The sequence below is a fragment of the Kitasatospora sp. NBC_01539 genome (assembly GCF_045040525.1).
In the GTDB taxonomy this organism is placed as follows: domain Bacteria; phylum Actinomycetota; class Actinomycetes; order Streptomycetales; family Streptomycetaceae; genus Kitasatospora.
Genome location: NZ_CP109390.1, coordinates 4,306,509 through 4,317,945, shown reverse-complemented (window position 1 = coordinate 4,317,945; position 11,437 = coordinate 4,306,509). Strand labels below are relative to the sequence as shown.

Annotated in this window: 10 protein-coding genes; 6 read left to right on the top strand and 4 right to left on the bottom strand. The window is 73.3% G+C overall.

Going from position 1 to position 11,437, the window contains the following annotated elements; all coding sequences use genetic code 11:
- Positions 1–12: 12 nt before the first annotated feature.
- From OG335_RS18610 to OG335_RS18595, 4 genes are all read right to left on the bottom strand, one after another.
- Positions 13–879: a glycerophosphodiester phosphodiesterase gene (locus OG335_RS18610; protein ID WP_405012243.1), complete on the bottom strand. Its 867-nt coding sequence runs from the start codon at positions 877–879 to the stop codon at positions 13–15.
- Positions 880–1,077: 198 nt separating this feature from the next.
- Positions 1,078–1,923 (bottom strand): hypothetical protein, encoded by an 846-nt coding sequence (locus tag OG335_RS18605; RefSeq protein ID WP_405012242.1) that lies wholly within the window; start codon positions 1,921–1,923, stop codon positions 1,078–1,080.
- 294 nt (positions 1,924–2,217) lie between these two features.
- A complete protein-coding gene (locus tag OG335_RS18600; RefSeq protein WP_405012241.1) occupies positions 2,218–3,408 on the bottom strand; it encodes a metallophosphoesterase in 1,191 nt (396 codons plus the stop codon).
- Positions 3,409–3,552: 144 nt separating this feature from the next.
- Positions 3,553–4,707, bottom strand: a complete 1,155-nt coding sequence (locus OG335_RS18595) for a LacI family DNA-binding transcriptional regulator (RefSeq protein ID WP_405012240.1) — start codon at positions 4,705–4,707, stop codon at positions 3,553–3,555.
- A gap of 330 nt (positions 4,708–5,037) precedes the next feature.
- Here OG335_RS18595 and hisC point away from each other — a divergent pair, with 330 nt between their 5' ends.
- The 6 genes from hisC to OG335_RS18565 all read left to right on the top strand — a co-directional run bounded on the left by hisC (position 5,038) and on the right by OG335_RS18565 (position 11,434).
- Positions 5,038–6,117 (top strand): histidinol-phosphate transaminase, encoded by a 1,080-nt coding sequence (gene hisC, locus OG335_RS18590; RefSeq protein WP_405012239.1) that lies wholly within the window; start codon positions 5,038–5,040, stop codon positions 6,115–6,117.
- A gap of 276 nt (positions 6,118–6,393) precedes the next feature.
- On the top strand, positions 6,394–7,737 hold the full coding sequence (locus OG335_RS18585; RefSeq protein ID WP_405012238.1) for an efflux RND transporter periplasmic adaptor subunit: 1,344 nt from the start codon (positions 6,394–6,396) through the stop codon (positions 7,735–7,737).
- The gene (locus tag OG335_RS18580) at positions 7,737–8,513 is read left to right on the top strand and encodes an ABC transporter ATP-binding protein (RefSeq protein ID WP_405012237.1); all 777 of its coding nucleotides are present in this window, start codon (positions 7,737–7,739) and stop codon (positions 8,511–8,513) included. Before OG335_RS18585 ends, OG335_RS18580 begins: the two co-directional genes overlap by 1 nt.
- Complete coding sequence (locus OG335_RS18575; protein WP_405012236.1) at positions 8,510–9,712, top strand: ABC transporter permease; 1,203 nt, start codon at positions 8,510–8,512, stop codon at positions 9,710–9,712. Before OG335_RS18580 ends, OG335_RS18575 begins: the two co-directional genes overlap by 4 nt.
- A gap of 16 nt (positions 9,713–9,728) precedes the next feature.
- A complete protein-coding gene (locus OG335_RS18570; RefSeq protein ID WP_405012235.1) occupies positions 9,729–10,394 on the top strand; it encodes a DUF5666 domain-containing protein in 666 nt (221 codons plus the stop codon).
- Between the two features lie 278 nt (positions 10,395–10,672).
- On the top strand, positions 10,673–11,434 hold the full coding sequence (locus OG335_RS18565) for a response regulator transcription factor (RefSeq protein WP_405012234.1): 762 nt from the start codon (positions 10,673–10,675) through the stop codon (positions 11,432–11,434).
- Positions 11,435–11,437: the final 3 nt, after the last annotated feature.

Here is an 11,437-nt window from a genome sequence, read left to right as displayed (position 1 = left end):
CACGGCGCCCTGTCACGGTGTCCGGCCGCACTGCCGGTCGGCCCACCGGCGGGCGTCGGCGGGGGTGTCGGTGACGAGGGCGTCGGCGTGGCGGTCGGCCATGGTGCGCCAGGCGGTGTCGTCGTCGAGCGTCCACACGTAGACCTGGTGCCCGGCGGCGTGCTCGGCGGCGATCCGGTCGGCGGTGGCGAGGGGTTCGTCGAGGGCGATGCCGTCGAGCCGTAGGCCGTCCGGTTCCCGGGCGAGGAAGCGGCCCTGCAGCAGGACGACGGGCAGTCCGGGCGCGGCGCGGTGGGCCTCGCGGAGGTGGTCGGGGAAGAAGGAGTAGAGCACGACGTCCGCGCCGCTCGCGGCGGCGGTGCGGGCGATCCGGGCGGCGTCCTCGGGGTCGCGCTGCTCCTTGATCTCCATGAGCAGGCGGGTGCCGGTGCCGGCCAGGGTGTCGAGCAGCTCCTGCAGGGTGGGCACGGGCTGCGCGGGGCCGGGCCCGGCGGTGACCCGCAGTGAGGCGATCTGCTCGTACGTCAGGTCGGCGACGCCGCCGTGGCCGTCGGTGACGCGGTCGACGGTGTCGTCGTGCATGAGGACGGGGACGCCGTCGCGGGTGGTGCGGACGTCGGTCTCCAGCCAGTCCGCTCCGCCGTCGAGGGCGGCGCGGAAGGCGGCCATGGTGTTCTCGGGGGCGGTGCGCGGTGCGCCGCGGTGGCCGGCGACGGCGGGTGCGGGGCAGGGCGGTGCGTCCGGCCCGGCGGTCGCGGTGCGAACGCTGTCGACGGGCAGGACGAACGCGGTGATCACCAGGGTGGCGGCGAGTACCGTCGCGGCCCGGGAGGCGGAGGTGGTCCGGGTGGTCCGGGGGGTCCGCTGCGGGGTCTCCATGCCCGGGATGATGGGCCGGTGGGCGGGCCGATCCGCGGCCCCTCCCGTGAGGATGGTCCGCTCGGGTCAGGATCTCCGCCCGTCGGGGTGAACGTGTCGGTGCGCGGCTGACGGACCGGCCGGCCGGCCCCGTCCGGGTCCGGTCCTCCTCGGCTCTCCGGTCCGCTCCGGGGCGTGGCGGGTCCGGCCGGACGGGTCTCAGACCTCGTCCGGTCCGGTGAAGCCGGGCGCCGTGTAGCCGGGGCCGGTGAACTCGGCGGTGCGGGGCTCCCGGCCCTCGGGGTCGGTGAGGCCCTCCACGCCGGGGCTGGTGAAGCTCGCGCTGCTGTAGCCGGGCCGGCTGTAGCCGGGGCTGAGCATCTCGGGCGGTACGGGCCGTCCGGCGGGGTGGGTGGAGAGCGCCGGGTCGGAGCCGAGGTTGGCGTGCAGGTAGGGCAGCAGGGCGCGTTCGAGCAGGGCGGTGTGCCAGGCGCGGCGTGCCTCGGCGACGTCGGCGGCGAGCTGCGGGTCCTGTCCGGCCGGGCCGGCGGAGCTGTCCCGCAGGGCGGTGAGGAGCAGGCCGACGATGCCCACCGCCATGGCGGCGATGCCGATGGCGATGGCGGCCCAGCCTGCGGTGACGACGCTGCGGCCGAGGGGGAGTGCGGGCCGGGCGGCCCGCAGCAGGTAGCCGATGAGCAGCAGCAGGGCTGCGGCGGCCCACGACAGGATCGGGGCGAGCACGGTCAGCACCGGGAAGAGCCCGGCGCCCTCGTCGGCGCGGAGCCGTCCGGAGAGCTCGCTGCCGAGTCCGCCGGCGGCGCGGTCGGGGCGGCCGGAGCGGGCGAGGTCGTCGCGGAGGCCGAGGTAGTGCCGGTACTCGGGGCCGGCCGCGGCGGCCACGGTGTCCGCGGCGAGCATCGCCTTGGTGCGCAGCTGTTCGGCGTTGAGGTGGTGTTCGGGTGTGCGCAGTGCGTCGAGGATGGTGGTGTCGCGCAGTGCTTCGTCGAGGATGCGCTCGTAGTCCGGGCGGTCCTCGGCGAGCAGGTGCGGGGCATCGGTCATGGGGACCCCGTTCCGCTTTTCACGGAGGTGGACTTGTGTGGGCGCGGCGGCCCGGTGGCGGGCGGGCGGACGCGCGGTGCCTTGATGGTAGGGGCGGGGACCGATGCGCAGACAGTCGCTTTCCGGATTTTCCGTACCGTCAGGGTCGGGTCAGTGCGCGGTCAGCGGCAGTTCAGCCGGTTTCTCGACGCTCTGTCAGGTCCGGTGGACGCTGGGTCAGGCGGGGGGCGTGTCGGACGGCGGGCCGCGCGGCGGGCTGCGCGGGCAGCCGGCGGCACGCCGTCCCGGGGCGGCTCAGTTGAGCGGCAGCCTGGCGATCAGGAGGCGGCCCTCCATGGTGACGCCGCCGTCCATGGCGATGGCCAGCTCGTCGGCGTAGATGTACGGGCCGGGGACGAGCGGGGGCGCGCCGTCGTCGGCGTGCACGGCGCCGGTGAGGTACGGGATGGGGCTGTGGCCGTGGACGACGCGGTAGCCGCCGAAGGCGGCGAGCAGCTCGTGGACGGTGGCCGGGCCGGTGTCGCCGCGGAAGGCGAAGCGCTTGGTGAAGCGGCGGAAGCAGTCCCACCACTCGTCGGCGCCCTCGTCGGCGAGGAGCTGGTGCACGGCGTCGTTGACGTCGGCGATGGAGGTGCCGTACTCGAGGTAGGCGGTCGTGTCGGAGTGCAGCAGCAGGTGGCCGTCCTCCAGCGCCATGGCGGGCAGCCGGGAGAGCCAGCTGACGTGGTGCGACTCCAGGCGGTCCAGGTCGTGCTGCTGGCCGCCGTTGAGCCGCCAGGCGGCGAGGAAGGAGGCGGTGCCGGCGGTGGACTGCACGGGCTCGTCGCCGTAGCGGGCGGCGCCGAGGAAGAGCAGCTCGTGGTTGCCCATCAGGGCGCGGCAGTAGCCGCCGGCGGCGGCGGCCTCGGCGGCGAGCTGCATGACGAGGTCGATGACGCCGATGCCGTCGGGGCCGCGGTCGGTGAAGTCGCCGAGGAACCAGACCCGGGAGCGGCCGGCCGCCCAGTGGCCGTCGGCGTCGATGAGGGACGCCTGCCGGAGGGCGGCGTGCAGTTCGTCGAGGTAGCCGTGGACGTCGCCGATGACGTAGAGGGGCCCGGGGGCCTCGCCGGGTTCCGGCTGGGGGTACGGGAAGTTGACCGTCTCGGTCAGCGGGATGCCGAGCTCGATGGTGGGCGGGTCCTCGCGCTGGACGGCCGGCGCGGGGGCGTCGGCCCCGGTGGGAAGGTCCTGGGCGTCCTGCCGGAGGGTGCCGAGCTGCACGGTCGGCTCGCTGCCGGGGAGGTCCTGCGGTTCGGCGGCGTGCCAGTGCTGTTCGAGGTAGTGGGCGCCGCCGTAGCCGCTGTAGGTCTCGTCGTAGCCGTAGCCGGCGGAGGGCTCCGCGGGTTCGTAGTAGGAGCCGTACGGGAGCACGTCGAGGTCCTGGTGGTGGCGGGGGCCTGAGTGGGGCTGTTCAGGCCCGGGGAAGCGGTCCTCGGGTGTCATTCGACCATCATAGGAAGCCCGCTCTCCCGGCGTCCTCACCTGGTGGGCATCCAATCCTTCGGAGCGTCACCGGGCCGGGCCGGAGGGTCCGGTCCGACCCGGTCTGTGGTGGTCCGGCCCCCGTGACCGTGCGGGGTGCTCCCGCTACTCGTCGCCGGGGGTCCGGGGCGGGCTGACCGTGGTGCGGGGGCTGCGGCGTTGCGAGGACGCCCGGACGAACAGTTCGGTGGGCATGAGGGTGCCGGGCGGCGGGCCGGTGCCGGCGGTGCGGAAGCGGGGCGGGAAGAGCCGGTTGGTGTCGGTGCCGCCGCCGGGGTCGACTCCCTCGATGGCGTCGATCAGGAGGTTGACCACGGTGGTGCCGATCTTGCGGGGCTTGAGGGAGAGGGTGGTGATCGGGGGTTCGGTGCCGGCGTACACGTCGCTCTCGCTGCAGCAGACGAGCAGCAGGTCGTCGGGGACGCGCAGGCCGTAGCGCCGGGCCGCGGCGAGCAGGTCGGTGCCGTTGGGGTCGAAGAGTCCGTAGACCGCGTCGGGGCGGTCGGGGCGGGCGAGGAGCCGGTCGGCGGCGACGGCGCCGGCGGCGGGGTCGTGGGCGGGGTAGGTCTCGTACACCGGGTCCTGGCCGACGCGGGCGCACCAGCCGAGGTAGGCGTCGGTGGAGAGCCGGGTGTAGGTGTCGGTGCTGGTGCCGGTGAGCAGGCCGATGCGGCGGGCGCCGGCCTCGGAGAGGTGGTCGAGGATGTCGAGGACGGCCGCCTCGTGGTCGTTGTCGACCCAGGCGGTGACGGGGCAGTTGCCGGGCTTGCCGTCGCTGACGACCGGCACGCCGGACCGGTAGAGCTCGGTGACGAGGGGGTCCTGGTCGGGTGGGTCGATGACGACGGTGCCGTCGAGGGCGATGTTGCCCCAGACGTCGTGCCGGGAGGAGGCGGGCAGGACGACGAGTGCGAAGCCGCGGCTGAGCGCCGCGCTGGTGGCGGCCCGCGCCATCTCGGCGAAGTAGGCGAACTCGGTGAAGGTGAAGGGCTCCTCGCCGTAGGTGGTGACCGTCAGGCCGATGAGGCCCGAGCGGCCGGTGCGCAGGGTGCGGGCCGCGGCTGAGGGGCGGTAGCCCAGGCGCTCGGCGACCTCGCGCACCCGGCTTCTGGTGTCGTCGGGAAGACGGCCCTTTCCGTTCAGGGCGTCGGAGACCGTGGTGATCGACACTCCGGCGGCTGCCGCCACGTCCCGGATGCCGGCCCGCTCCAGACGCCGAGAGGTGGGTCGCCGACCGCTCTGGTTGGCTGCTGCTGTCATGGCGGATCGATCGTATGGCGCGCCGCCCGGGGCTGTGACCGGCGCAGGCCATCGCCGTGAAGATACGTTTCTCCAAGAGCTTGCAGGGATCGCTTCCTTCGATGTCGCCACAGATTCGGGCCTGTTACCTCTGACATGTGCCGTAGGAACGCGGCAGAATGGCTGATCTGCATCTGTCATCCGAACGAGCAACTCACCCGCATGGGTGAGCCCGGTCGGTATCGTTCGGGGCACCCGACCGGGGTGGCGCGCGGGTGGCGCACGACCCCCGGGCCCCATGGCGCGCCACCCGGGCAGACCCCCGGGGCCCAGCACAGAAGGAGAACGACCGTGAGCGGTACCGCAGCGCAGGGACCCCGGCTGAGGCCGTCCCTGGACGGCATCCCCACCTACAAGCCGGGCAAGCCGGCCGGTGCCGACTCCTACAAGCTGTCCTCCAACGAGAACCCGTACCCCCCGCTGCCCGGCGTGCTGGAGGCGGCCACCGCCGCCGCCGGCTCGTTCAACCGGTACCCGGACATGGCCGTCACCGGCCTCACCGAGGAGCTCGCCAGCCGGTTCGGCGTACCGGCCGAGCACATCGCCACCGGCACCGGCTCGGTCGGCGTCGCGCAGTCCCTGGTGCTCGCCGCGGCGGGCCCCGGCGACGAGGTGATCTTCGCCTGGCGCTCCTTCGAGGCCTACCCGATCATCGTGCAGGTCGCCGGCGCCACCCCGGTGCCCGTCCCGCTCACCGCCGACGAGCGGCACGACCTCGACGCGATGCTCGCCGCGATCACCGACCGCACCCGCCTGATCTTCGTCTGCAACCCGAACAACCCCACCGGCGCGGTCATCCACGGCGCCGAGCTGGAGCGCTTCCTCGACGCGGTGCCCGCCGACGTGCTCGTCGTCGTCGACGAGGCGTACATCGAGTTCATCCGTGACGCCGAGGTGCCGAACGGCATCGACCTCTACCGCGACCGCCCGAACGTCTGCGTGCTCCGCACCTTCTCCAAGGCGTACGGCCTGGCCGGCCTGCGGGTCGGCTTCGCCGTCGCGCACGAGCCGGTGGCCTCCGCGCTGCGCAAGACCGCCGTGCCCTTCGGCGTCAGCCAGCTCGCCCAGGACGCGGCGGTCGCCTCGCTGCGCGCCGAGGAGGCGCTGCTGGAGCGCGTCGAGGCGCTGGTCGCCGAGCGTGGCCGGGTGCTGGCCGGGCTCCGCGCCCAGGGCTGGACGGTCGTCGACTCGCAGGCCAACTTCGTCTGGCTGCGGCTGGGCGCGCGCACCCTCGACTTCGCCGCCGCGTGCGCCGCCGCCGGTGTCGTCGTCCGGCCGTTTCCCGGCGAGGGCGTGCGCGTGTCGATCGGCGAGGCCGAGGGCAACGACCTCTTCCTGGTGACCGCCGAGGCCTTCCGCAAGGAGCTGTAGGACCCCCGGACCCGAGCAGGGGCCCGCGGCCGGCGACGGCGGCGGGCCCCTGCGGCGGTCCGCGGTGGTCGGGGCCGCCCGCCGGGCGGGCCGAGATTCAGAAAGCGGCCGTAAATCCTGGGAACTCCCTGGGAGGTTGATCAACGGCTCATCAGAACGAGGTATCGGGAGCCCCCCTCCTGACCCGGAACGGGCGGATTGTCCGTATTGCTGGGTTCAGCCGACTCCCAGCCGGGGGCCAGGAAGGTGCAAGAGCACCGGGCGAAGCTGTCCGCCATGAAGGTGCTCCCGCGACGGCGTGGTGCCGTACTCGTCAACTTTGCGCTCGGCGTGGCCCTGTTGGGCGGGGCCGCCCTGGCGTACACCACCCTGGATTCCGGAACGAGCTCCGCCGCGAGCACGGCTCGTACCCGGACCGCGACCGTGGCGAAAGGCACGGTCCTGGCCACGGTGTCCGGTTCGGGCACTCTGGCTTCCCCCTCCGACTCCGGTCAGGACTTCGTGACCGGCGGCAAGGTGACCTCGGTCAAGGTCGAGGTCGGTGACACGGTCAAGAAGGGCCAGGTGCTCGCCACCGTCGACACCACCGCGGCCCAGCAGGACGTCGACGCCGCCGAGGCCGCCCTGACCACGGCCAAGGCCAACCTCACCAAGGCGAAGGCAGGCGAGACGGTGACCACCACCGCGTCGTCCGGCTCCGCGTCGGGTGGCTCGTCCGGCAGCCGGACCGGCAGCAGCGCGCCCGCCACCACCACGACCACGACCACCAAGGTCGACGCCGCGCAGGTCGCCCAGGCCCAGCAGCAGGTCGACACCGCCGAGACCACGCTCACCAACTCCGAGGCCGCCCTGGCCGGTACCACCCTGACCGCCTCGGCCGACGGCACCGTCGCCTCGATCGGCGGGAAGACCGGCGACACGGTGAGCGGCACCGGTACCACCAGCGGCTCCGGCAGCAGCAGCAAGACGAGCAGCACCGGCACCACGGGCAGCAGCACGACCTCCTCCGCGCCCAGCGGCTTCGTCGTGCTCACCAACCCGTCCGGCATGCAGGTCACCGCCAACTTCTCCGAGCTCGACTCGCTCAAGCTCAAGAAGGGCCAGTCGGCGACCGTCACGCTCAACGCGCAGTCCGACACCAAGCTCAACGCCACCGTGCTGTCGGTCAGCTCGCTGCCCAGCTCGTCGAGCGGCAACAGCACCGCCGTCCAGTACGGCGCGGTGCTGCGGATCAGCAGCGACACCAGCAAGCTGCGCACCGGCCTGAGCGCCACCATCTCCGTGACGGTCGGCGAGGCCGACAACGCGCTCTCCGTGCCGACCGCCGCCCTGTCGGGCACCGGCACCAGCCGCACCGCCACCGTCGTGCACGACGACGGCACCAGCGAGCGGATCACCGTGACCGTCGGCATCGAGGGCGACACCACCGTGCAGGTCGTCGACGGCCTCGCCGAGGGCGACAAGGTGCAGCTGGCCACCACCACCGCCACCACCAACAACGGCTTCCCGAGCGGCAACTTCCCCGGTGCCGGTGGCACGGGCGGTGCGGCCGGAGGGTTCGGCGGCGGTGCGGCCGGCGGCACCGGCGGCGGCGCCCGCACGGGGGGCGGCACGCGCTGATGACCGCCACGAAGCCCCCGGTGATCCAGATCCGCCGGGTCACCAAGTCCTACGGCCACGGCGACGCCACCGTGCACGCCCTGCGCGGTCCGTCCGCGCCGGGCACCGGTACGCCGCTCGGGGTCAGCATCGACATCGACGAGGGCGACTACGTCGCGGTGATGGGCAGTTCGGGCTCCGGCAAGTCCACGCTCATGAACATCCTCGGCTGCCTCGACGTGCCGACCTCCGGCCGCTACCTGCTCGACGGCATCGACGTCGGCCACCTCGACGAGGGTCAGCTGTCGCTGGTGCGCAACCGAAAGATCGGCTTCGTCTTCCAGTCGTTCAACCTCGTGCCGCGCACCACCGCGCTCGCCCAGGTCGAGCTGCCGCTCGCCTACGCCGGCGTCCGGTCCGCCGAGCGCCGCAGACGCGCGCTCGCCGCCCTGGCCCTGGTCGGCCTCGCCGACCGGGCCGGGCACAAGCCCAACCAGCTCTCCGGCGGCCAGCAGCAGCGTGTCGCGGTGGCCCGCGCCCTGGTCACCTCGCCCGCGATGCTGCTCGCCGACGAGCCGACCGGCAACCTCGACTCCCGCTCCACCGAGGAGGTGCTGGCCATCATCGACGGCCTCAACGCATCCGGCCGCACGGTCGTCGTGATCACCCACGAGGACGAGGTCGCCCGGCACGCCAAGCGCGTCGTGCGGCTCGTCGACGGCGAGATCGTGCACGACGTCCGCCAGGCCCCGGTGGGCGGCCCGCCGCCCGCCGTCGCCGTGGGGGTGCGCGCATGATCTTCTGGCAGATGATCCGCTTCGCGGTCGGCGGCCTGGCCGCCAACAAGGTGCGGTCCGCGCTCACGATGCTCGGCGTCCTCATCGGCGTCGCCTCGGTGATCCTGCTGCTGGCGGTCGGCAACGGCTCGTCCGCCGCGGTGAAGGACTCCATCACCTCGCTCGGCACCAACTCGCTGACCGTCTCCTCCAGCAGCCTGCGCGGCTCCTCCGGCAGCGCGAAGGCCCTGACCGTCGCCGACGCCAAGGCCCTCGCCACGGACGCCGACAGCACCACGATCAAGTCCGTCGCACCCGTGGTCACCACCAGTGGCACCGCGCTGTACGGCGACATCTCGTACCAGCCGGGCTCGATCGTCGGCACCTACCCGGCGTACTTCGAGACCGCCAACCAGAAGGTGAAGGACGGCGACTACTTCTCCAACGACGACGTGCTCAACTCCCGCAAGGTGGCGGTGATCGGCTCCACCACCGCCACCCAGCTCTTCGCCACCGAGGAACCGGTCGGCAAGCGGATCGTCATCGGCGGCACCCCCTTCACCGTGGTCGGCGTGCTCGCCGCCAAGGGCTCCACCGGATTCAACGACCCCGACGACGTCGTCATCGCCCCGCTGCCGACCGTGCAGAACGCCTTCACCGGCTTCGGCTCGGTCAGCCAGATCCTGGTGCAGGCCGCCTCGGCCGAGTCCACCACCGAGGCGCAGAGCGACATCACCCGGATCCTGATGGGCACGCACGCCATCACCGACGCCACCAAGGTCGACTTCCGGATCAGCAACCAGGCGTCGCTGCTCACCGCCCGCGAGTCCACCAGCAAGACGTTCACCGTGCTGCTCGGCGCGGTGGCCGCGATCTCGCTGCTGGTCGGCGGCATCGGCATCACCAACATCATGCTCGTCACCGTCGCCGAGCGGACCCGGGAGATCGGCATCCGCAAGGCGCTCGGCGCCCCTCGCGGCGTCATCCTCGGGCAGTTCCTCACCGAGTCCACCCTGCTCTCGGTGATCGGCGCCGGCCTCGGCGTCGCCGCCGGAATGATCGGCTCGCACTTCTCGATCGTCGGCATCAAGCCGGTGATCATCCCGGAGTCCGTCCTCGGCGCGTTCGGCATCGCCGTGGCCATCGGACTGTTCTTCGGCAGCTACCCCGCCGGCCGGGCCGCGTCGCTGCGCCCGATCGAAGCCCTTCGCCACGAGTGACCAGGAGACGCCAGCCATGACCAGCCACAACGACCCCGGCCTGACGGCGGGCGCGCAGGAGCCCGCCGAGCTGCTGGCCTCGGGGCCCGACGTCCGCGACATCAGCGCGGAGATCGCCGCCCCGCCCCGCCGCAAGCTGCCCTGGCCGACGCTGGCCCTGGCCGGCGCGGTGATCGCGGTGCTGTCCTTCGCGGGCGGCGCCTGGTACCAGAACGACAGCGGCACGGGCGGCGGCCAGCAGGCCGCCGGCGGGCGCGGGCAGGCCCCGGGAGGGATGGGCGGCTACGGCGGCTTCGGCGCGGCGGGCGGCTACGGCGGCCGGGCCGGCGGCACCGGCAACGCCGCCGGCGGCACCGGCAACGCGGCGGGCGCCGGCTTCACCCGCGGCACCGTCACCTCGGTGGACGGCACCACCGTCTACCTGACCGACGCCTCCGGCAACACCGTCAAGGTGACCACCGGCGACACCACGAAGGTCACCCTCAACAAGGACGGCAAGGTCGCCGACCTCCAGCCGGGCCAGACCGTGACCGTCATCGGGCAGAAGGGCAGTGACGGCACCTACACCGCCACCCAGCTCTCCGAGGGCGCGGCGGCGGGCGGGTTCGGCGGGGCCCGCGGTGCCGCGGCCGGTGGCGCGGGTGCGGCTCCCGGTGGCGCTCCGGGCGCCGGCAACGGCTGACCCCAGGAACGAGCGGGCCCGGTTCGGTGGACCGGGCCCGCTTCTGCCGTTCCGCCGCCGTTCCGCCGCCGGAGCGGGCCGGAGCGGGCCGGAGCAGCGGCCGGTGGAGGCGGCCCATGGAGGCGGGCCGTGGAGGCGGGCGGGGCCGGTCGGGAGAGCGCGACACGCGGCATACCATGATGAAAGCCACAATCATCCAACTTTCATCAACCCCGCATAGCCTTCCCGGGCTATCGTCCGATGAGAAGAAATCGTGAGGACCGGGAGGCTCAGGACTCGTGTCAGGGACAGTGCAGATCGCGGGCGGTGCGACCGCCGCGCCCGGTGAGGCGTTCCTGCTGGTCGTCGACGACGAACCGAACATCCGCGAGCTGCTCTCCGCCAGCCTGCGGTTCTCCGGCTTCAGGGTCGCCTCGGCCGCCACCGGCGAGGAGGCGCTCGCCGCCGTCGCCGCCGAACGGCCCGACCTCGTGGTGCTCGACGTGATGCTCCCCGACCTCGACGGCTTCACCGTCGTCGAGCGGCTCCGCGACCAGACGCAGTGGCCCACCGCCGGCGAGCACGTTCCGGTGCTCCTGCTCACCGCCCGGGACGGCACCGGCGACAAGGTGCAGGGCCTCGCCCTCGGCGCGGACGACTACGTCACCAAGCCGTTCAGCCTGGAAGAGCTGATCGCCCGCATCCGGGCCATCCTGCGCCGCGCCGGCGGCCCGAGCGAGGACGGCCGCCTCATCGTCGCCGACCTCACGCTCGACCCCGTCGCGCACGAGGTCACCCGGGCCGGCCGGACGGTCTCGCTCTCCCCCACCGAGTTCAAGCTGCTGCACTACCTCATGGCCAACGTCGGCCGGGTGGTCTCCAAGGCGCAGATCCTCGACCACGTGTGGGCCTACGACTTCGGCGGCGACCTCTCCATCGTCGAGTCGTACATCTCCTACCTGCGCCGCAAGCTCGACTCCGGCACCCCCGTGCACGGCCCCAAGCTGATCCACACCGTGCGGGGCATCGGCTACGCCCTGCGCCGCCCGCCGCAGGGCTGACGG

Coding starts and splice junctions, on each gene's coding strand:
- OG335_RS18610 (WP_405012243.1), bottom strand. CDS start 879: ATGGAGACCCCGCAGCGGACCCCCCGGACCACCCGGACCACCTCCGCC.
- OG335_RS18605 (WP_405012242.1), bottom strand. CDS start 1,923: ATGACCGATGCCCCGCACCTGCTCGCCGAGGACCGCCCGGACTACGAG.
- OG335_RS18600 (WP_405012241.1), bottom strand. CDS start 3,408: ATGACACCCGAGGACCGCTTCCCCGGGCCTGAACAGCCCCACTCAGGC.
- OG335_RS18595 (WP_405012240.1), bottom strand. CDS start 4,707: ATGACAGCAGCAGCCAACCAGAGCGGTCGGCGACCCACCTCTCGGCGT.
- OG335_RS18585 (WP_405012238.1), top strand. CDS start 6,394: ATGAAGGTGCTCCCGCGACGGCGTGGTGCCGTACTCGTCAACTTTGCG.
- OG335_RS18580 (WP_405012237.1), top strand. CDS start 7,737: ATGACCGCCACGAAGCCCCCGGTGATCCAGATCCGCCGGGTCACCAAG.
- OG335_RS18575 (WP_405012236.1), top strand. CDS start 8,510: ATGATCTTCTGGCAGATGATCCGCTTCGCGGTCGGCGGCCTGGCCGCC.
- OG335_RS18570 (WP_405012235.1), top strand. CDS start 9,729: ATGACCAGCCACAACGACCCCGGCCTGACGGCGGGCGCGCAGGAGCCC.